19 protein-coding genes are annotated in these 19,595 nt (G+C 56.8%); 5 read left to right on the top strand and 14 right to left on the bottom strand.

The features are described 5' to 3' along the window. The first annotated feature begins 75 nt into the window (after positions 1–75). Complete coding sequence (gene ydeE / locus ACQG03_RS10885) at positions 76–1,293, top strand: efflux MFS transporter YdeE (RefSeq protein WP_063163063.1); 1,218 nt, start codon at positions 76–78, stop codon at positions 1,291–1,293. Positions 1,294–1,339: 46 nt separating this feature from the next. On the opposite strand, the gene zinT is transcribed toward ydeE, so the two are convergent. From zinT to ACQG03_RS10845, 8 genes are all read right to left on the bottom strand, one after another. Further along, positions 1,340–1,978, bottom strand: a complete 639-nt coding sequence (gene zinT / locus ACQG03_RS10880) for a metal-binding protein ZinT (protein WP_045308192.1) — start codon at positions 1,976–1,978, stop codon at positions 1,340–1,342. A gap of 52 nt (positions 1,979–2,030) precedes the next feature. After that, on the bottom strand, positions 2,031–2,729 hold the full coding sequence (gene urtE / locus ACQG03_RS10875; protein ID WP_023300094.1) for an urea ABC transporter ATP-binding subunit UrtE: 699 nt from the start codon (positions 2,727–2,729) through the stop codon (positions 2,031–2,033). A gap of 9 nt (positions 2,730–2,738) precedes the next feature. Next, on the bottom strand, positions 2,739–3,536 hold the full coding sequence (gene urtD / locus ACQG03_RS10870) for an urea ABC transporter ATP-binding protein UrtD (protein WP_015570541.1): 798 nt from the start codon (positions 3,534–3,536) through the stop codon (positions 2,739–2,741). Continuing rightward, on the bottom strand, positions 3,536–4,609 hold the full coding sequence (gene urtC, locus ACQG03_RS10865) for an urea ABC transporter permease subunit UrtC (protein ID WP_023306186.1): 1,074 nt from the start codon (positions 4,607–4,609) through the stop codon (positions 3,536–3,538). Before urtC ends, urtD begins: the two co-directional genes overlap by 1 nt. Then, a complete protein-coding gene (urtB, locus tag ACQG03_RS10860) occupies positions 4,609–6,183 on the bottom strand; it encodes an urea ABC transporter permease subunit UrtB (RefSeq protein ID WP_063163064.1) in 1,575 nt (524 codons plus the stop codon). The genes urtC and urtB overlap by 1 nt, the downstream gene beginning before the upstream one ends. Before the next feature lie 22 nt (positions 6,184–6,205). Beyond that, positions 6,206–7,477: an urea ABC transporter substrate-binding protein gene (gene urtA, locus ACQG03_RS10855; RefSeq protein ID WP_022648096.1), complete on the bottom strand. Its 1,272-nt coding sequence runs from the start codon at positions 7,475–7,477 to the stop codon at positions 6,206–6,208. A gap of 199 nt (positions 7,478–7,676) precedes the next feature. Next, positions 7,677–8,780 (bottom strand): cobalamin-independent methionine synthase II family protein, encoded by a 1,104-nt coding sequence (locus ACQG03_RS10850; RefSeq protein ID WP_023300089.1) that lies wholly within the window; start codon positions 8,778–8,780, stop codon positions 7,677–7,679. Positions 8,781–8,936: 156 nt separating this feature from the next. After that, a complete protein-coding gene (locus tag ACQG03_RS10845) occupies positions 8,937–9,347 on the bottom strand; it encodes a rhodanese-like domain-containing protein (RefSeq protein WP_023300088.1) in 411 nt (136 codons plus the stop codon). 73 nt (positions 9,348–9,420) lie between these two features. Here ACQG03_RS10845 and ftrA point away from each other — a divergent pair, with 73 nt between their 5' ends. Beyond that, positions 9,421–10,416 (top strand): transcriptional regulator FtrA, encoded by a 996-nt coding sequence (ftrA, locus tag ACQG03_RS10840; protein ID WP_023300087.1) that lies wholly within the window; start codon positions 9,421–9,423, stop codon positions 10,414–10,416. Between the two features lie 148 nt (positions 10,417–10,564). Here the strand turns inward: ftrA and ACQG03_RS10835 are convergent, their stop codons facing one another. After that, the gene (locus ACQG03_RS10835) at positions 10,565–10,927 is read right to left on the bottom strand and encodes a hypothetical protein (protein ID WP_015570547.1); all 363 of its coding nucleotides are present in this window, start codon (positions 10,925–10,927) and stop codon (positions 10,565–10,567) included. A 242-nt stretch (positions 10,928–11,169) separates the two neighbouring features. On the opposite strand from ACQG03_RS10835, the gene ACQG03_RS10830 reads away from it, so the two are divergent. Beyond that, a complete protein-coding gene (locus ACQG03_RS10830) occupies positions 11,170–11,403 on the top strand; it encodes a DUF2554 family protein (RefSeq protein WP_426726123.1) in 234 nt (77 codons plus the stop codon). Here ACQG03_RS10830 and ACQG03_RS10825 read toward each other — a convergent pair. After that, positions 11,400–13,364 carry a peptidase U32 family protein gene (locus ACQG03_RS10825; protein ID WP_045622761.1) on the bottom strand — a complete coding sequence of 655 codons (1,965 nt, stop codon included), beginning with the start codon at positions 13,362–13,364 and terminating at the stop codon, positions 11,400–11,402. The genes ACQG03_RS10830 and ACQG03_RS10825 overlap by 4 nt on opposite strands. 80 nt (positions 13,365–13,444) lie before the next feature. Beyond that, positions 13,445–13,972: a helix-turn-helix domain-containing protein gene (locus tag ACQG03_RS10820; protein ID WP_063163065.1), complete on the bottom strand. Its 528-nt coding sequence runs from the start codon at positions 13,970–13,972 to the stop codon at positions 13,445–13,447. 92 nt (positions 13,973–14,064) lie between these two features. On the opposite strand from ACQG03_RS10820, the gene ACQG03_RS10815 reads away from it, so the two are divergent. Next, positions 14,065–15,231, top strand: a complete 1,167-nt coding sequence (locus ACQG03_RS10815; protein ID WP_063163066.1) for a benzoate/H(+) symporter BenE family transporter — start codon at positions 14,065–14,067, stop codon at positions 15,229–15,231. Here the strand turns inward: ACQG03_RS10815 and ACQG03_RS10810 are convergent. Then, a complete protein-coding gene (locus tag ACQG03_RS10810) occupies positions 15,211–16,083 on the bottom strand; it encodes a helix-turn-helix domain-containing protein (RefSeq protein ID WP_063163067.1) in 873 nt (290 codons plus the stop codon). The genes ACQG03_RS10815 and ACQG03_RS10810 overlap by 21 nt on opposite strands. 174 nt (positions 16,084–16,257) lie before the next feature. On the opposite strand from ACQG03_RS10810, the gene ACQG03_RS10805 reads away from it, so the two are divergent. After that, positions 16,258–17,154, top strand: coding sequence for a DMT family transporter (locus ACQG03_RS10805; RefSeq protein WP_063163068.1), 897 nt, complete (start codon positions 16,258–16,260; stop codon positions 17,152–17,154). A gap of 34 nt (positions 17,155–17,188) precedes the next feature. Here the strand turns inward: ACQG03_RS10805 and ACQG03_RS10800 are convergent, their stop codons facing one another. Further along, positions 17,189–17,863: a DUF3313 domain-containing protein gene (locus ACQG03_RS10800; protein ID WP_022648086.1), complete on the bottom strand. Its 675-nt coding sequence runs from the start codon at positions 17,861–17,863 to the stop codon at positions 17,189–17,191. 135 nt (positions 17,864–17,998) lie between these two features. Next, positions 17,999–19,594 carry an ABC transporter substrate-binding protein gene (locus ACQG03_RS10795; RefSeq protein ID WP_063163069.1) on the bottom strand — a complete coding sequence of 532 codons (1,596 nt, stop codon included), beginning with the start codon at positions 19,592–19,594 and terminating at the stop codon, positions 17,999–18,001. Position 19,595 lies beyond the last annotated feature (1 nt).

Raw genomic sequence — 19,595 nt, 5'->3', positions numbered from 1 at the left:
TATACAAGCTGCCGATCCCATGATAATCCTGTAATAACACAACAAAAAAAGCATAAGCATTTGTCGGGCAGGAAAATGAAACCATCAATCAGGCGCTCAACCGCAGCGCTGCTGGCATCGTCATTGTTATTAACAATTGGCCGCGGGGCAACGCTGCCCTTTATGACCATATATCTCACACGCGTGTACGATATGAGCGTGGAGAATATTGGCTATGCCCTTACCGTGGCGTTGACCATTGGCGTGGTGTTTAGCCTGGGGTTTGGCATCCTGGCGGACAAGTTCGACAAAAAACGCTATATGCTGGTCGCCATCGTGGCCTTTATCGCCGGGTTTGTGGCCATTCCGCTGGTGAATAACGTGACGCTGGTGGTGTTGTTCTTTGCCCTGATTAACTGCGCCTATTCCGTCTTCTCAACGGTGATGAAAGCGTGGTTTGCCGACGTGCTGACCTCCAGCGAAAAGGCGCGCGTTTTCTCACTCAACTACAGTTTCCTGAACATCGGCTGGACGATTGGGCCGCCGGTTGGCACTCTACTGGTGATGTACAGCCTGCAACTGCCGTTCTGGCTGGCGGCCTTCTGCGCCGCACTGCCGCTCGGGTTTATCCATTTCTTTGTGCAGAAAAGCGTAGCGTCTGACAGCGTGGAGGAAAAAGCGCCGTGGCAGCCCTCGGTGCTGCTGAAGGACCGGGCGCTGTTCTGGTACACGCTCTCCGGCCTGCTGGCGTCCTACGTGGGCGGATCGTTCGCCAGCTGCATTTCCCAGTACGTCCTCGCCGCGTATGCGGACAGCGATTTCGCAGAAAAGGTGGTGGCCGTTGTGTTGCCCGTCAACGCGGTGGTGGTGGTCTCCCTGCAATACGCGCTTGGCCGCAAGATCTCCGCCAGCAACATCCGCCCGCTAATGACTGCCGCGACGCTCTTTTTCATCCTCGGGCTGGGCGGGTTTATGCTTTCCGGCGAGAACCTGCTTTACTGGGGGATTGCGGCGGCGATTTTCACCTTGGGTGAAATTATTTATGCTCCGGGTGAATACATGCTGATCGACAATATCGCCCCGCCGGGCATGAAGGCGAGCTACTTCTCCGCCCAGGCGCTGGGCTGGCTGGGCGCGGCGGCGAACCCGATGATCACCGGGCTCATCCTGACCCATCTGCCGCACTGGTCGTTATTTATTATTATGATGGCCGCCATTATTGCGGCATGGCTGATGGTTTTGCGCGGGATGCGCGTGAAAAGTGAAGATAGCGTGTCGGGTGGCGCTGCGCTTACCCGACCTGGAAAACCCTAATCCCACGCCGGGTAAGGCTAAGCCCCAACCCGGCAAATCCGACAGCCTAGTGGTGCAACATCTCCTCCACCACCTGCTCTTTGTACATCTCGTTCGGGTAGTAGGTCGGCCAGTTATCCATCTCTTTCAGCAGCGCCTCGTGGGAGGTGTTGCCCATAAAGATATGGAAGTGTGAAGAGGCTTTCGGCCCGATGGTATGATCGCTGAACTGCACAAACTTAGGCGCCTGGCTTGCCTTATCCTTACATTCAAACAGGTAGCGCACGCCTTTTTTCCCCGACGCATAGGTCAGAATTTTATAGCCGCTGTAGTCGTAGCGGCAGCTGCTCATCGTTTTGCCTCTGTGGAATTCCATCACGTTGTTTTCAATGCCGATGGCGTCCACGTCCGTCGCGTAGCCCTTACGGTAGTAGGCTTTCACCTCGGCAGCGGATTTTTCCCCCTTCTGCGCTTTCTTTTCGAAAACCGGATCCAGCGAACCATCAAGCAGGAACGGGTAAACAGACTGCCAGGTCCCGTCCCAGTCAGACAGCGTCCTGTCCCTGACGTCTTTATCCTCAAAGACGCCGTTTGCCGCCTTCTGTTCCGCCTCCGTCATCTGATGACCGTGCGAATGGGCAAAAAGCGAGCCGCTTACCAGCAGCGTTCCCAGAGTCAGCGCAATTTTTCCAAGTTGTGCAGCCACAGCAAAACCCTCATTCCGTGTTATAAGAATGAGGATGTTATAGTATAACATTTCAGATCGCAACCAGTCCGCGAACCCCCTCCTGCTCCATGTTCTCACCGCGCCCCTGCTGGACGATGCTGCCGCGCGACATCACCAGATAGCTGTCGGCCAGCTCCGCCGCAAAATCATAAAACTGCTCCACCAGCAGGATCGCCATATCCCCCCGGTTCGCCAGGCTGCGGATCACCTGCCCAATCTCTTTAATCACCGACGGCTGTATACCTTCCGTGGGTTCATCCAGGATCAGTAACCGTGGACGGCTCGCCAGCGCGCGACCAATCGCCAGCTGCTGCTGCTGACCACCGGAAAGATCGCCTCCGCGACGGTGTTTCATCTCCTTCAGCACCGGGAAAAGCTGCCAAATCTCCTCCGGCACGCTCCTTGCGTTTCCCGCGGAGAAGCGCGACAGTCCCATCAGCAGGTTTTCTTCTACGGTCAGACGCGGAAAAATCTCCCGCCCCTGCGGAACATACGCCACGCCGGACTGCACCCGCTGGTGCGGTTTACTGTGAGTGATGGTCTTTCCCTGCCAGACCACCTCCCCGGCTTTCACCGGGATCAGCCCCATCAGGCACCTCAGCAGTGTGGTTTTCCCCACCCCGTTGCGCCCCAGCAGGCAGGTCACTTCCCCGACGACCGCCTCAAAGCTCACCCCGCGCAGAATATGACTTCCGCCGTAGTACTGATTCAGCTCGTTAACCTGTAACATCCCCTCTCCTTAGCGTCCCAGATAGACGTCAATCACCTGCTCATTGGCCTGTACCTCGCGAAGCGAGCCTTCTGCCAGTACGCGCCCCTGATGCAGCACCGTGACGTGGTCGGCGATGGTCTCGACGAAGCCCATATCGTGCTCAACCACCATCAGCGAATGCTTGCCTGCCAGAGTTCGGAACAGCTCGGCTGTGTATTCCGTCTCTGCGTCGGTCATACCGGCGGCGGGTTCGTCCAGCAGCAACAGATGCGGATCCTGCACCAGCAGCATGCCGATCTCCAGAAACTGCTTCTGACCGTGGGAAAGCAGCCCGGCGCGGCGATCGCGCTCGCTGCCAAGCCGCAGCAAAACCAACATCTCGTCAATGCGGTCGCGCTGCTCGCCGCTGAGTGTTGCCCGCAGGCTCGCCCAGACGGACCTGTCGGCTTTCATGGCGATTTCGAGGTTTTCCCCTACGGTCAGCGCTTCAAACACGGTCGGTTTCTGGAACTTACGGCCAATGCCCTGACGGGCAATGGCCGCCGGTTCAAGGGCTGTCAGATCGATGGATTGATCGTAAATAGCCTTCCCGCTTTTTGGCCGGGTTTTGCCGGTGATCACGTCCATCAGCGTAGTTTTACCGGCGCCGTTAGGGCCAATGATGCAGCGCAATTCACCGACGCCGATATTAAGTGAGAGATCGGTCAACGCCTGAAAACCATCGAAACTGACGTTAATGGCCTCAAGCTGCAACACAGGATCGGTCTGCTCACGGTAACGATCGCCCGGTAGCTGGCGGGTAAAGAGTCCTTCAGAGGGCTGCATTAATTCTCTCCCTTACGAAACAGACCGAACACGCCGCGCGGTAAAAAGAGCGTCACGGCGATGAAAATCAGCCCAAGAAACAGTTGCCAGTACTCCGGCATCGCCACGGTGAAAAAGCTCTTCGCACCATTGACCAGCGCCGCACCAATCACCGGGCCTACCAGGGTGCCGCGCCCGCCCAGCGCCACCCAGATGGCCGCTTCAATCGAGTTGGTCGGCGACATTTCACCCGGGTTGATAATACCCACCTGCGGAACGTACAGCGCCCCCGCCAGACCACACAGTACGGCGGAAAGCGTCCAGACCAGCAGCTTGAAGCCGCGCGGATCGTAGCCGCAGAACGTCAGACGGTTTTCCGCATCGCGCACCGCCGTTAAAATGCGGCCAAACTTACTCTTCGCCAGCGCGTAGCCTGTGCCCAGGGCCAGAAGCAGCAGCATGACCGTTGCGAGAAACAGCGCGATCCGCGTGGTAGTCGCCGTAACGGAAAACCCGAGCAGCGTGGTAAAGCCGGTAAAGCCGTTATTGCCGCCAAAACCGGTTTCGTTGCGAAAGAACAGCAGCATGCCCGCATAGGTCAGCGCCTGGGTCATGATGGAAAAATAGACCCCTTTTATCTTCGAGCGGAAAGCAAACCAGCCGAAGACCAGCGCCAGCAGGCCGGGGATCGTCACGATTAACACCAGCGCCCAGGCAAAATGCTGCGTTCCCCACCAGAACCAGGGCAGTTCGCTCCACGAGAGAAACGACATAAACGCGGGCAGCCCGTCCCCGGCCGCCTGGCGCATCAGGTACATGCCCATCGCATAGCCGCCCAGGGCGAAGAATATGCCGTGCCCCAGCGAGAGCATACCGGCATAGCCCCAGACCAGATCGAGTGCCACGGCGACAACCGCGTAGCAGAGGATCTTGCCGATGAGCGTCAACATCCACGTCGAAACGGCCAGCGGATGCGTTGCGGGTAACAGCGCGAGAAAAGGCAGCACCAGCAGCGCCGCAACCAGCAGACTGCCAAAGATTTGCGCGGTGCGCGGTGCCCTGCGCGCCAGTGTTAAGGTCAATGGCTGGCTCATCAGTCTGTCACCCTCCCTTTAAGTGCGAATAACCCCTGCGGACGTTTCTGGATAAACAGAATGATCGCCACCAGAATCAGGATCTTGCCCAGCACGGCGCCCATCTGCGGTTCAAGAATTTTATTGAAGATCCCCAGACCAAAGGCCGCCGCGACGCTACCGGCCAGCTGGCCGACGCCGCCGAGCACCACCACCAGGAACGAATCGATGATGTATCCCTGGCCCAGCTCCGGCCCCACGTTCCCCAGCTGGGACAACGCCACGCCGCCCAACCCGGCAATGCCGGACCCGAGGCCAAATGCCAGCATATCTACCCGTCCGGTGGGAACGCCGCAGCAGGCCGCCATGCTGCGGTTTTGCGTCACCGCCCGCACGTTGAGACCCAGACGCGTTTTGTTCAGAATGAGCCAGGTGAAGAACAGCACCAGCAGTACAAAGCCGAGCACCACAATACGGTTCCAGGGCAGCGTCAGGTTGGCGAAAACCTGCACCCCGCCGGACAGCCATGCCGGGTTAGCGACCTCAAGGTTCTGAGCGCCAAAGGTCATGCGGACCAGCTGGATAAGCATCAGGCTGATCCCCCAGGTGGCGAGCAGGGTTTCCAGCGGGCGGCCATACAGATGGCGGATCACCGTGCGCTCCAGCACCATCCCGATACCTGCCGTCAGGCAAAACGCCACCGGCAGCGCCATCACCGGATAAAGCGCCAGCCACTGAGGCATCCACTGCGCCATAACCTGCTGCACCATCCAGGTGGCATACGCCCCGAGCATCAGCATTTCGCCGTGGGCCATGTTAATCACCCCCAGCAGACCATAGGTGATAGCCAGCCCGAGCGCGGCCAGCAAGAGTACCGACCCCAACGACAGGCCCATGAAGGCCTGCCCCAGCAGTTCGCCCCACATCAGCCGGTGCTGAATACGCTCCAGGCTCTCAGCGGCGGCGGCACGTACCCGTGCGTCCGGCTCGGTTTGCGTCCGGGTTAACGGCGTCAGCGTGGCCTGCACGTCCGGATCGTCAGACTGTCCCAACAGCTCAACAGCCTTGAGCCGTACTTCAGCCTGTGGGCTCGTCAGCTGGAGGTTTGCCAGCGCCAGCATCAGCGACTGTCGGGCGACGTCGTCCGTTTCGCTACTGGCCCGCTGTTGCAGAAAGCCGAGCATATCCGGCTGGGCGTCACGCTGAAGTTGCCGCGCGGCATGACGCCTTTCGGTGACACTGTCACTGACAAGCTGATGCGTCGCCAGCGCCGTGACGGTTAACACGCGCAGTCGGTTGGTCAGCCGCACGGCTTTGGTCGTGCCTTCAGCGCTTTTTGCCGCGCCCAGGGCAACCATTTCGCCGTCGATGCGGGTAAATGCCTTCTTCTGGCTGTCGGTATAAAGGTTCTCCTGTTGCAGCGCCTTAAGCAGCGGCAAACGTGCAGGTTCCGGCGTGGCTGCCCAGCGGGTCAGCATGGCGGTTTGCTGGCTGCGGCTAGCGGCAACGAAATCATCGGCATCCGATGCCTGCGCCATCCCTGGCAGCAGTCCGGTAAGCCACACAATCGCAATCATCATGCGTATGGCGTTCATGACGTCTCTCCCTGGTGGTGGCTTAGTTGCTGGCGGTTTTCATCGGCTGGTCAGGCTTTTTGTCATTCCCGGCGATAAACGGGCTCCACGGCTGAGCGCGTACCGGCTGTTCGGTTTGCCAAACGACGTTGAACTGGCCGTTGCCTTCAATTTCACCAATCATGACGGGCTTATGCAGGTGGTGGTTGGTGGCGTCCATGGTCAGCGTAAAGCCGGACGGCGCGTTGAACGACTGGCCCGCCATTGCCGCGCGCACTTTGTCCACGTCGGTTGTCCCCGCTTTTTCAACCGCCTGCGCCCACATATGCAGGCCAACGTAAGTCGCTTCCATCGGATCGTTGGTGACCACGGTATCGGCATTCGGCAGCTTATGGGCTTTCGCGTAGGCTTTGTAAGCCGCGACAAAGGTCTGGTTGGTCGGGTTGTCGACGGATTCAAAGTAATTCCACGCCGCCAGGTTACCCACCAGCGGTTTGGTATCAATGCCGCGCAGTTCTTCCTCGCCCACCGAGAACGCCACCACCGGCACGTCCGTGGCTTTCAGCCCCTGGTTCGCCAGTTCTTTATAGAAAGGCACGTTGGAATCACCGTTGATAGTGGAGACCACCGCCGCTTTGCCGCCCGTGGAGAACTTTTTGATACTGGCGACAATGGTCTGGTAATCGCTATGACCAAATGGGGTGTAGACCTCTTCAATATCTTTATCTTCAACGCCTTTCGAGTGCAGGAAGGCGCGCAGGATCTTGTTAGTAGTGCGCGGGTAAACGTAGTCCGTACCCAGCAGGAAGAATCGCTTCGCGCTGCCGCCGTCCTCGCTCATCAGGTACTCCACCGCCGGGATCGCCTGCTGGTTAGGCGCCGCGCCGGTATAGAAGACGTTAGGTGACATCTCTTCACCTTCATACTGCACCGGATAGAACAGCAAACCGTTCAGCTCCTCAAAAACCGGCAGAACCGATTTACGCGATACGGAGGTCCAGCAGCCAAACACCACGGCGACCTTATCCTGGCTCAGAAGCTGGCGGGCCTTTTCGGCAAACAGCGGCCAGTTGGATGCCGGGTCAACCACCACCGGCTCCAGCTTTTTCCCGAGCACGCCGCCTTTAGCGTTGATTTCATCGATGGTCATCAGGGCGACATCTTTCAGGGGCGTTTCTGAAATGGCCATCGTGCCGGAGAGAGAGTGCATAATCCCGACTTTAATGGTCTCTGCGGCCTGGACGCCAAAGCTCATTCCCATGGCGATGACGGAGGCGGACAAGGTGAACGCTTTAATAAAGGTACGACGGTGCATATTTTCACTCCTGAAAAGAAAGCTGTGCGAAGACGTCCGTTACCGCCGGACGCAGAAAAAAGTAACGCCAGTTTCAGGAGAGCAAAAACAGTGCCAGGTTGCAGAGACAGGATTTTAAAGGGATCGTAGAGAGGAGTGACGGGAAACGACTCAGAATGGTACAGCGCTGCACTGTAATAATGCAGCGCTGTAAACGGCGTTACCAGACGTCGCTGGCGATTTGCGTCACCAGGCGAACTTTATCCCACTGCTGGGCTTCGCTCAGGCTGTTACCCTCTTCCGTAGAAGCAAATCCGCACTGCGGGCTGAGGCAAATCTGCTCTTTCGCCACGTAGCGCGCAGCCTCTTCCAGACGCGCTTTCACCCCTTCCGGGTTCTCCAGTTCACCGTGTTTGGTGGTGATCAGCCCCAGAACCACCTGCTGTTTACCCGGGCGCACAAAACGCAGTGGCGCGAAGTCCCCGCTACGGTCGTTGTCGTACTCCAGGAAGAACGCGTCGACGTTCACCGTGCCGAACAGCACCTCCGCCACCGGCTCATAGCCGCCCTCGGAAATCCAGGTTGAGCGGAAGTTGCCGCGGCAGACGTGCAGCCCGACGGTCAGATCGTCCGGTTTGCCCTCCAGCGCCTTATTCAGCACCCGGGCATAGGTCCGGGCAAGTTCGTCTGCATCGTCACCGCGCTCGCGGATCTGGCGGCGCTGGTCCTCCGAACAAAGATAGGCCCAGACGGTGTCATCCAGCTGCAGATAGCGGCAGCCTGCATCGTAAAAGGCCCGAATGGCATCGCGCCAGGTGGTCGCCAGATCGTCAAAGTAATCCTTCAGATCCGGGTAGACCGTAGCATCAATATCCTTGCGGCCACCGCGGAAGTGCAGCACGCTCGGGCTCGGAATGGTCATCTTCGGCTGTGCATTACCGCTAATGCTTTTGAGGTAGCGGAAATCTTCCAGCATAGGATGATCGCCGAAGCCCAGTTTGCCCGTTACGCGCACGCCATGGGCTTTAGTCTGCACCCCGTTGAACTGAATGCCCTGCTGGGAATCATAACGCTCCACGCCCTGTAGCCCGTCAAAGAAGTCAAAGTGCCACCAGGCGCGGCGGAATTCACCGTCCGTTACCACATGCAGACCGCAGGCGCACTGCTGCTCGACAACATGACGAATGGCCTCGTCCTCAACCGCGCGAAGCTGCCCGGCATCGATTTCACCGCTGGCAAATTGCAGACGGGCCTGTTTAATAGCATCCGGGCGTAAAAAACTGCCGACTACATCGGCGCGGTACGGGGCATGGTGTCGCTGCATGGAAATCTCCTCTGTCTGTCGGCGTTAATTGCCCACAGTGATAATTCATCTCTTGAATCTTTAGACTTCTGGATGTCTAAACGTCCTGAAAAGATGTCATACCGGCTCGCCGCCGACAAACGAGAAAATTTCATCTGTGTTGAAATAAATTCATGTTCACAGAGCGGGTGATGAAGATCCTGCAAACGCGAACCGCTCATCTTCCCAGCCGGTCATGCCCCCGAGCATAATCTTAACCGGCAGACCCAGACGCGCCAGCTTTAGGGCCGCCCTGTCCGCCCCGTTGCAGTGCGGGCCTGCACAATAGACGACAAACAGCGTGCCCTCCGGCCACGCTTTCATCCGCTCTGCGGTGATCTGGCTCCAGGGTAAATGCAGCGCGCCGGGCAGATGCCGCCGGGCAAAATGTTCAGGCTTTCCGACAACGTGCAGCAGAACAAAGTCCTGCTCACCGCTGGATACCGCGTGATGGACATCGGCGCAGTCCGTCTCGACACTCAGACGACGCAGAAAATGTCCCACAGCTTCCTGCGGCTCAGCAGCCGGAAATTCAGTAACATAGCTCATGAATCTTCCTCATTTGTGGTGTTTGTGTTAACACTACTCTATTCCTTAATTCAGCGCATGAATGCGTCCGCCTATGCCAGAAAACAGCAAAAAGATGACAAACTTAAGACATCCCTCGCCGCGCGCGATCGTGCTGGCATATGACGGTTTATGTACCTTTGAGTTTGGCGTGGCGGTAGAAATCTTTGGCTTGCCGCGCCCGGAGATGGGCGATGACTGGTATCAGTTTGCCGTGGCGAGCGTGGATGATGGCGAACTCCGGGCAACGGGCGGGATCCGTATTCTGGCCGATGGCGATCTGGGTCTGCTGGAGACGGCGGATCTGGTTGTCGTTCCCGGCTGGCGAGGGCTGGACGAACCCGTACCCGAAGCGCTCTGCCAGGCGCTCCGCGCGGCGCATGCCCGCGGCTGCCAGCTACTCTCGATCTGTTCTGGCGTTTTCGTTCTGGCAGCCTCAGGCCTGCTTGACGGGCGGAAGGCGACCACCCACTGGCGCTATACGCAAGCGCTGAAAACACGCTATCCCGCCATTACCGTGGTCGAAGATGTGCTCTACCAGGACGAAGGCGATATTCTCACTTCCGCCGGAAGCGCCGCGGGGATTGATCTGTGCCTGCACGTGGTGCGCCGAAATTACGGTATGGAAGTGGCAAACCGCGTGGCGCGTCGGCTGGTGATCCCGCCCCATCGGGACGGCTCGCAAACCCAGCAGCTTAGCCGACCGGTGGCTCAGTTGCGGGAGAGCCAGCGCCTCGGCCAGTTGTTTGATTATCTTCACCAGCATCTGGCTGTTTCCCATACCGTCGAATCGCTGGCTCTGCGGGTGGGTATGAGTCAGCGCACCTTTCTGCGCCGTTTCCAGGATGCGACCGGAACAACACCCGCGCGCTGGTTATTGACTGCGCGATTGCAGCGGGCAAAAGATTATCTCGAAAACAGTCGGCTCAGCATCGACAATATTGCGGAACAAACCGGATTTGGACAAAGCGCCACGCTGCGCCACCATTTCCGGCAGCAATTTGCGCTTTCACCCGCGCAATATCGCAAACAATTTTTACCGGTACGATAAACGGGCAAAAAAAAACCGCCATAATCTGGCGGTAAATGCTTGCATGGATAGATTTGTATTTTGGTATCTACGCTCCGGTATTCCATACCGGGATGTGGATCACCTGCAATCTACCACTGTGAGCCTCAACGAAGCATAAACGAATCGATTAACCCGCTTTGGTATTAATTTGCAGATAACGCATCAGTCCCTGCTCTGCACTCTGGCGGGCATCATCATTAATCGCTTCGAGATAAAACGCACGAGAGACCCCATACGGCGCCTGCTCGGATGGGTAAACAGCGAACTGGAAGGTTTTGCCCCTCGCCTTATTGGTACAGCCCAGCTCCCAGCGATCTTCACTTACCTGGGTGCTATTACATTCGACACGTCCGTAATCGCTGGTTAAATACGATCCGACACGGCTTTTTGCTGACTGAATATATTCTGGTTCTTCATTTGAATAGATGCTGGCCGCAGCACCCACCGCAACCACTACGCCCAGAAGTGATAGCACGATTATTTTTTTCATTTATTCGATCCAATCCTTAGCCAGAAAAATCTTATTGTAAATGATTTCCCAATAAATCTAGCTTCTCTTTGCATACCAGAAATGGGAGTTTACAACGGCGATATTGCTTTTAAGAATAGTCTTAAGTGAGTTTTATGGCGACCACAATTTTTGACAGTCTATTTTCTCAAATTTAAAGAGTCGAATAATTACTCTATGAAATTATCCCTACGATGACCGTAGCGTATTTTCGGGGGTAAAAGATGTTCAGAAAAGGCTTTTCGCTACTGCTGCTGATTAGTGCACTGTTCTCGGGGCAGATTATGGCGGAGCACAAAGGGCATGAATTTGTGTATGTGAAAAACGCCGACCATCAGCTTCGTCATGAAGCTGACAGCGACGAGTTTCGCAGCGCAGCAGAGGAGTCTGCGGAGGGGTTGCGCGAACACCATGCCTGGCAGAAATCGCGCAAACCGGATACCCACTCTGCGGGTTAGCTGCCTTTACGCTTCGGCAGGGTTTTCATCAAATCGTCAGGGCTGACGGAGGCCACAATGCTGCCCGGAGACGGCATTTTGAAGATGTGATTCTTCATCTTGCCGATAACGTGCATTTCACACGGACGGCAGTCAAACTTCAGCGTCAGTACTTCATCGCCATTCACCAGCTGCATCGGCGTCGCTTTCCAGCTTTTAATATTGCCTTTCGCCTGTTTCGGACAAAGGTTAAAGGCAAACCGCAGGCAGTGTTTGGTGATCATCACCGGCACATCGCCCTTCTCTTCATGCGCTTCATACGCGGCGTCAATCAGCTGCACGCCGTGACGATGGTAAAACGCACGCGCTTTGTGGTTGTAAACGTTCGCAAGGAAAGAGAGATGCGTGTCCGGGTAGACCGGCGCAGGCACCGCTTCGGCCTTACGACTGCCGCGCGGATAGTTTGCCAGGCGTGCTTCATCCAGCATCTCAGCCGTTTCACGGCGGAACTGGTTCAGCAGGCTGTTCGGCACGAACAGCGCATCCGGCAGATTCACCTCAATATTGCGCGCATAATAAATGGTCTGCCCGAGCTTCGCTACGCCATCCTTGAGGTTGCTAAGCGCTTTCTCCGCATTGTTCGCCACCTCGAACAGGCCGTCGAGCGTATGCGTCACGCTGATGCCGTCTTCGCAGGTCATGGTCAGGATCAGCTGCTCTTCCCAGCCACCCAGCGCGATATCCACCGCAATGCGACGCTCGCTGGAGGTCTTGAGCAAGGCCTGCTGCCAGTTGTGATCCAGGTTACGGTTCAGCGCCGCATTCGGGCGGGCTTTGTAAAGGTCGGCAGGCATTTCGTTCGGCCAGACGCGATAACGATTTTCGCCGGTTTTCTCCACCGTATTGGCGCGAAAACCAACCACTTCACGTTTGATCATCACGTTGAGGCCATCGCCGTTCGCCAGCGGCTCTGTAACCTGAACGTCAAGATGATCCTTCGCCACTTTCAGCACTTCACCCACCGGCAGACCGATAAACTTCGGTGAATCGAACGCGCCAATATCCCCTTTGCGCGCATTAACGAAATAATCCGTACTGCCGCGGTGGAACGTTTTGTCCGTCGATGGAATAAAGAAATGCTCTGTACGACCGGCGGACGCGCGCGCCAGGTCACCGCGATCCTCGATGATGGCATCCAGCATCTGACGATAATGGGCGGTGATATTTTTCACGTAGCTCATGTCCTTGTAGCGGCCTTCAATTTTGAAGGAGCGTACGCCGGCATCGATCAGCGCGCCGAGGTTTGCCGTCTGATCGTTATCTTTCATCGACAGCAGGTGTTTTTCGAATGCCACCACGCGGCCCTGATCGTCTTTCAGGGTATACGGCAGACGGCAGGCCTGAGAGCAGTCGCCGCGGTTAGCGCTGCGCCCCGTCTGGGCGTGAGAGATATTACACTGCCCGGAATAGGCCACGCAAAGCGCACCGTGGATAAAGAATTCAATGGTCGCGTCAGTGGCCTGGTGGATATCGCGGATCTGGTTCAGGTTCAGCTCACGCGCCAGAACAATCTGCGTAAACCCGACGTCTGAAAGAAACTTCGCCTTCTCAACGGTGCGGATATCGCACTGGGTGCTGGCGTGCAGCTCAATTGGCGGGATATCCAGTTCCAGAACACCCATATCCTGAACGATCAGAGCGTCAACGCCGGTCTGGTAGAGATCGGTAATAAGACGCTGCGCGGGCTCCAGCTCATCATCATGAAGAATGGTGTTCAGGGTCACGAACACCTTCGCCCCGAAACGGTGGGCGAACGGTACCAGTTCGGCAATGTCGCGCAGGCTATTGCTGGCGTTATGACGGGCACCAAAGCCTGGGCCGCCAATGTAGACGGCATCCGCACCGTGAAGAATGGCTTCACGGGCAATGGCGGCGTCGCGGGCCGGGCTTAGCAGTTCAAGATGATGGGGGTGCAGGCGCATACTTCGTCGTTATCCGTTATGGTCAAAATGGCGGCTATTGTAGTCAGAAGTCTGTGCCAGTGAAACCGTTTTGCGACGCTTTAGCGGGGATAATGGATCAGAGAGTGAAAATGCACCGTCCGGGTGCTGCTGTTGCGGTACGCGTGCGGTTTATCGCCGGCAAAACGCACGCCTGAATCAGCGTATAGAGTGCGCCAGACACCGTCGATATGCATATCCAGCTCACCGCTTATCACCACCACGTGTTCAATCACCCCGGCTTCGTGCGGCGTGGACTCACTCAGCGCGCCGGGCGACAGGGTGATGGAGAAATGGTCGAACTTAAGCTGTTCATCCCAGGGGAAAAGCGGTTTCACCACCATCGCCTGCTGCTGCGGATCGAACACCGCCTTCGGTTCGCTCTCTGGAGTGATAAACGCCGAAAAAGGTACGTTCAGCCCGGTGGCAATTTTCCACAAGGTTGAGACCGTCGGGCTGGACTCATTGCGTTCGATTTGCCCAAGCATCGCTTTCGACACGCCCGTCTCTTCCGCCAGTTTCGACAGGCTCCAGCCCCGCGCCTGACGCAGCGCTTTCAGTGTGGTTGCCAGATGTTGAGTGATATCCATAGTTCCTCCTGTTGGGGCAAAGCATACCACTTGTACGCTATAGCGCACAGTGATACCTTATCCCGGACGTTATAACGCACAAAGGAGTTCACATGCGATCGACTGCCTCTCTCTTTCCTGCCGTGCTGGCCGGTTTTGTTGCCGTTCTGGTGGGCTACGCCAGCTCTGCCGCCATTATCTGGCAGGCGGCTGCGGCGGCGGGCGCCAGTACACAGCAAATCGCCGGATGGATGACCGCGCTGGGGCTCGGGATGGGGATCAGCACGCTTGCATTGTCGTGGTGGTATAAAGCCCCGGTGCTGACCGCCTGGTCGACTCCTGGCGCGGCGCTGCTCGCCACCAGCCTGCAAGGCGTGACGCTGGCGGAAACCATAGGGGTATTTATATTTGCGAATGCGCTGATTCTGCTGTGCGGCGTCACTGGCCTGTTTGCCCGGTTGATGAAACTGATCCCGCACTCGCTTGCCGCCGCTATGCTGGCAGGCGTGCTGTTACAGTTTGGCCTGAAGGCATTCAGCAATCTTGAGGGACACGTGCTTCTTTGCGGCAGTATGCTGGCCGCCTGGCTGGTGGCTAAAGCCGTAGCGCCCCGGTACGCCATTGTCGCCACGCTGCTGGTGGGGGTGTTCGTGGCCTGGGCTGGAGGTGACGTTGTCACGAATAAAATGACGTTATCGGTGATCATGCCGGAATTCATTGCCCCTGCGTTCACCTTCACCAGCCTGATCAGCATCGGCTTACCCTTCTTCCTGGTGACCATGGCGTCGCAGAATGCGCCCGGCTTCGCCACCATGCAGGCATCGGGCTATCCGCTGGCGGTCTCACCGCTGATCGTTGCCACCGGCGGGCTGGCGCTTCTGTTGTCCCCCTTCGGCGTCTATTCCATCTGTATCGCCGCCATCACCGCCGCCATCTGCCAGAGTCCGGACGCCCACCCGGATGCCAGTAAACGCTGGCTGGCTGCGGCGGCCGCAGGTGGGTTTTATCTGCTGGCGGGGGTGTTCGGCGGGTCGATTTCGGGGCTGATGGCCGCCCTGCCGCTGAGCGGCATCCAGACGCTGGCCGGGCTGGCCCTGCTCGGCACTATCAGCGGGAGTTTGTATCAGGCACTGAATCATGAAGCAGAGCGCGATGCGGCGATCGTCACTTTCCTGATGACCGCCAGCGGCGTCACGCTCCTGGGAATTGGCTCCGCTTTCTGGGGGCTGGTGCTGGGTGGGATCTGTTACGCTGTCTTCTCACGCCTTCGCCCCGCGTAGCTGTGACGGCGTGATGCCGGTCATGCTGCGAAAACGGTTACTGAAATGGCTGGCGGAGTTAAATCCGCAGGCCAGCGCGATGTCGGTGAGCGGCGTGGTCGTGTGCTGAATCAGCGCTTTGGCCTTCTCCATGCGGCGCTGCATGACGTACTGATGCGGCGCCAGCCCCATCGACTGGCGGAACATCCGCGCAAAGTGATACTCACTGAGTGCGGCCTGGCCCGCCAGTTCCGCCAGCGTTAAGGGTTGCGCCAGATTTTCCTCGATAAAGGCCAGCACGTTGCGCAGCACAAACGGCGATAGCCCGCCGGTGACCACCGGTAACTTCCACTGGACGCTGGAATAGTGCTGGACCAAATGCGTCAGTAATAAGGTCGACGCAGTGCTCAGGGTGAGCTGATTGGCGTTTTGCTGCCAGTCGCAGCCGAGCAAAAACTGGCGATAAAGGGCGGTGATTTTCGGATCGCTGCCGAAGATTTTTTCCTCCAGCGTCAGCGATAGCGGTCGTTTATCCCAGATTTTCTCCCCCACGTCCCGCAGGTGTTCATCGGTGCAGTAGAGGTGCACGAACGACAGGTCATCACGAATATCCCATGTGGATTCGCTCTCTTCCGGCATCAGACAAAAACGGTCCGGCCCACCGCCATTTTTCCAGCCACCCGGCGTTTTTTGATAGCTTTCATAGCCATCCGCCACGTACAGGCTAAGGGTGTGATGGTTGCTTTTCACGGTGATCGTGTCGTGCTTGTTGTACCACGCCGCCAGTTGAATGCCAGTATTGAGCGCGACGGTTTCCCGCAGCACTGCATTTTTTTGGCGTAACGTTTCAAAGGTGTCGTAAACGAGAGACATGGCCGTAAACAGGTGATTAATCAGACTGTCAGTCTAAGAAGTGTTGCAGCCTGTTACCAGCCATTGTGCGAGAAAAAAGCGCAAGAATTTGCAAGTCCGGCGCAAGGCGATGAAAGCCGGGGCCCCCTTCTTTCGCCACACTGTTGTTTTTCGCGGTATGAGAAGAGAGACACCATGAACGCATTACTCTATGGGCTGGTTGTTGTTATCTGGGGCACGACCTGGATCGCCATTTTTTTACAACAGGGGCCGGTTGCAGCGCCGGTCTCCATTTTCTGGCGCTTCGCCGTGGCCAGCGCCACGATGATGATCGTCCTGGTCGCCCTTCGTCGCCTGCGCAGGCTGGCGCTGCGGGATCATCTCTATTGCATGCTTCAAGGTTGCTGCGTTTTCTGTTTCAACTTCTGGTGCTTTTATACCGCCGCCGCCCATATCAATACCGGCCTTGAGTCGGTGATTTTCTCGATGGCCGTGCTGTATAACGCCATCAACAGCTTTATCTTCTTCGGCCAGCGTCCCCCCGCACGCTTCTGGACGGCGGCAGCGCTGGGGCTTATCGGGATCATTACCCTGTTCTGGAACGATCTGCTCGCCAGCGGCTGGAGCGCGTCATTGCTTACGGGCATCGGGCTTTCCGCCCTCGGCACCTACGGCTTCTCGCTGGGGAATATGATCAGCATGCGTCATCAGCGAAACGGGCTGGAAACCATGACCACCAACGCCTGGGCGATGCTGTATGGCACCGTCGTGATGGGCCTTATCGCTCTTTTCAGGGGCGATAGCTTTATGCCGGAATTGACGGTGAGCTATATAGGGGCGCTGCTCTACCTTGCGCTGTTTGGCTCGGTGATTGCCTTCGGCGCCTACTTTACGCTGGTAGGCCGTATTGGTCCCGGTAAAGCCGCGTACAGCACCCTGCTGTTCCCGCTGGTGGCGCTGTCGATTTCAACGGTGTACGAGGGTTACGTGTGGCATATCAACGGGATCGTCGGCCTGCTGTTGATATTGGGGGGAAATATGGTGATGTTTACGAAACCGGAAACCTGGTTCCGCCGCCTGCTGACGGCATAAAATAACGGCCTGCGTAAATGCAGGCCGTTTTTTATTATTTTGCTGTCTGATGGACATCAAACATGGTGGCATCGGTCGCCATATCATCCACAACCTGTTTCAGTGTGGCGAATCCCAACGGCGTGTTCTCGTTGGCAAGCTCTTTACCTTCACCTTTACGAACAACTTTAACTACCGGTTTGTTCGTGGCGGCATCAATCAGCTCACCTTCAAAGAAAAGATGCGTATCCATGGTGCGATGGCCAGTTGCCATCTGCGTACCCGCAACCAGCAGCGCGACGGGCACCACTTCATAGAACTGCAAACCTTCTTTCTCTGAGCTCACACCCGTGATGGCGCCGCGGAAGATCAGGCTGTGTTTGCCCGGCGTCGTCACAATTGGCTTACGCTGGCCAATCGCGTTTTTTAATGTGTTATTGGTGTAACTCAACAATTCATCAAGCGTTTTTTGCCCAAGCTGTGTGGTTGGCTTTGGTGTCGGATAATAGGTTATCGGGGTCCAGATAATACTGTCGTAGTTCGCCGGATCATAGGAAGGATCGACCCAACGCAAGGTTGGTTTCCCGGTTGCTGATGTCATCTCCTGCAAGTCAGAGTAATCTTTTAAAAAGCCTGAATATTGATCGGGGGCTGCGACTTTTGACGCACAGCCAGAAAGGGCCAACAGGCCAGAAAGCACTGCAACTTTAAAAAAAGTGGAAGTACGCATGATGGAGTTCCGAGTTATCTGCAAGTATGCACTTGAAGTTATAACAAAAAACAGAGGGAAATGTTGTGGCAAAAAATGACGGGGAAGGCACAAATTGTAAAAATAGTGCCCGGACGGGATCCGGGCAGAAAAATATTACTGTTTTATATCTACCTGCCAGAACAGATGTTTGCCGAAGGGATCGATTTCATAGCCCGTGACCTCTTTTCTGACTGGCTCAAAAATGGTCGAGTGGGCAATCATAACCGCCGGCATTTGATCGTGCATCATCTGCTGCGCCTGCTTGTACAGCGCCACGCGTTTTTCGCGATCGGTTATCGATTTTGCTTCGGCAATCAGGTTATCAAACGGCTTATAGCACCATTTGGCCGAGTTCGACCCGCCGTTGGCGGACGTACAGGTAAACAGTGGTCCGAAGAAGTTATCCGGATCGCCCGTCGCCGTTGTCCAGCCCATCAGCGCAGCCTGATGCTCCCCGCCCTTCACGCGCTTCAGATATTCGCCCCATTCGTAGGTCACGATTTTGGTCTGCACGCCTACTTTCGCCCAGTCCGCCTGGATCATTTCAGCCATACGCTTCGCGTTCGGGTTATACGGCCGCTGCACGGGCATAGCCCACAGATCGATGCTTACGCCGTTGGCAAATCCCGCCTCCTTTAACAGCGTTTTCGCTTTTTCTGGATCGTAATCGTAGTCTTTCAGCTCGCTGTCGGCACTCCAGACGCCAGGCGGCAGCAGGTTTTTCGCCGCCGTGCCGGTGCCGTGGAAGACCGCCTCAATGATGGCCGGTTTGTTAATCGCCATCGCCAGCGCCTGGCGCACTTTTACGTTATCCAGCGGCGGCTTTTGCGTGTTAAATGCCAGGAAACCGGTATTCAGACCGGCCTTGCTCATCAGGTTGATGTCTTTGTTAGCCTTCATACGCGGCAGATCCGCCGGGTTTGGGAACGGCATCACCTGGCACTCATTCTTCTCGACTTTGGCAAAACGCACCGAGGCGTCGGGCGTGATGGTGAACACCAGTCGATCCAGCTTCGATTTTCCCTGCCAGTAGTCCGGGAAGGCGGTAAAGAGGATGCGGGAATCCTTCTGATATTGCGCCAGTTTAAACGGCCCGGTGCCAATCGGCTGCATATCAACCTTTTCAGGCGTGCCCGCTTTCAGCATGGCATCGGCATACTCCGCCGACAGGATGGAGGCAAAATACCACGCCAGATCGGCAACAAACGGCGCTTCCGGGTGCGCCAGGGTGAAGCGTACGGTGCGATCGTCAACCTTATCAATGGCGGTAATCAGGCTGCCGAACTCCAGACTTTCGAAGTTGGAATAACTGCCGTTGGAGACGTTATGGTAGGGATGATTCACATCCTTCTGGCGCATAAACGAGAAAATCACGTCATCCGCGTTGAAGTCGCGCGTCGGCGTGAACTGTTTATTACTGTGGAATTTCACCCCTTTGCGCAGGTGGAAGGTGTAGACCTTACCATCCTCGCTCACCTCCCAGCTTTCCGCCAGGCTCGGCACCAGTTCGGTAGTGCCCGGTTTGAAATCGACCAGACGGTTATAAACCGGTACGGCGCTGGCGTCCACGCTGGTCCCCGACGTATAGAGCTGAGGATTGAAATTTTCCGGCGATCCTTCGGAGCAATACACCAGCGTTTTTGCCGCGACGGTGGAACTGACCGTCAGCGCAGCAAGCGCCAGCGTTATCATTGTGAATGTGCTTTTCATC

Source organism: Enterobacter cloacae complex sp. 342H5 (genome assembly GCF_050030905.1).
GTDB classification, from domain to species: domain Bacteria; phylum Pseudomonadota; class Gammaproteobacteria; order Enterobacterales; family Enterobacteriaceae; genus Enterobacter; species Enterobacter intestinihominis.
The sequence above is the reverse complement of the archived record's forward strand: the minus strand, read 5'-3'. Positions and strand labels throughout refer to the sequence as shown.

Coding starts and splice junctions, on each gene's coding strand:
- ydeE (WP_063163063.1), top strand. CDS start 76: ATGAAACCATCAATCAGGCGCTCAACCGCAGCGCTGCTGGCATCGTCA.
- ACQG03_RS10795 (WP_063163069.1), bottom strand. CDS start 19,594: ATGAAAAGCACATTCACAATGATAACGCTGGCGCTTGCTGCGCTGACG.
- urtB (WP_063163064.1), bottom strand. CDS start 6,183: ATGAACGCCATACGCATGATGATTGCGATTGTGTGGCTTACCGGACTG.
- ACQG03_RS10815 (WP_063163066.1), top strand. CDS start 14,065: ATGCGATCGACTGCCTCTCTCTTTCCTGCCGTGCTGGCCGGTTTTGTT.
- ACQG03_RS10810 (WP_063163067.1), bottom strand. CDS start 16,083: ATGTCTCTCGTTTACGACACCTTTGAAACGTTACGCCAAAAAAATGCA.
- ACQG03_RS10825 (WP_045622761.1), bottom strand. CDS start 13,364: ATGCGCCTGCACCCCCATCATCTTGAACTGCTAAGCCCGGCCCGCGAC.
- ACQG03_RS10800 (WP_022648086.1), bottom strand. CDS start 17,863: ATGCGTACTTCCACTTTTTTTAAAGTTGCAGTGCTTTCTGGCCTGTTG.
- ftrA (WP_023300087.1), top strand. CDS start 9,421: ATGCCAGAAAACAGCAAAAAGATGACAAACTTAAGACATCCCTCGCCG.
- ACQG03_RS10820 (WP_063163065.1), bottom strand. CDS start 13,972: ATGGATATCACTCAACATCTGGCAACCACACTGAAAGCGCTGCGTCAG.
- urtE (WP_023300094.1), bottom strand. CDS start 2,729: ATGTTACAGGTTAACGAGCTGAATCAGTACTACGGCGGAAGTCATATT.
- ACQG03_RS10830 (WP_426726123.1), top strand. CDS start 11,170: ATGTTCAGAAAAGGCTTTTCGCTACTGCTGCTGATTAGTGCACTGTTC.
- ACQG03_RS10845 (WP_023300088.1), bottom strand. CDS start 9,347: ATGAGCTATGTTACTGAATTTCCGGCTGCTGAGCCGCAGGAAGCTGTG.
- urtA (WP_022648096.1), bottom strand. CDS start 7,477: ATGCACCGTCGTACCTTTATTAAAGCGTTCACCTTGTCCGCCTCCGTC.
- ACQG03_RS10805 (WP_063163068.1), top strand. CDS start 16,258: ATGAACGCATTACTCTATGGGCTGGTTGTTGTTATCTGGGGCACGACC.
- urtC (WP_023306186.1), bottom strand. CDS start 4,609: ATGAGCCAGCCATTGACCTTAACACTGGCGCGCAGGGCACCGCGCACC.
- ACQG03_RS10850 (WP_023300089.1), bottom strand. CDS start 8,780: ATGCAGCGACACCATGCCCCGTACCGCGCCGATGTAGTCGGCAGTTTT.
- ACQG03_RS10835 (WP_015570547.1), bottom strand. CDS start 10,927: ATGAAAAAAATAATCGTGCTATCACTTCTGGGCGTAGTGGTTGCGGTG.
- urtD (WP_015570541.1), bottom strand. CDS start 3,536: ATGCAGCCCTCTGAAGGACTCTTTACCCGCCAGCTACCGGGCGATCGT.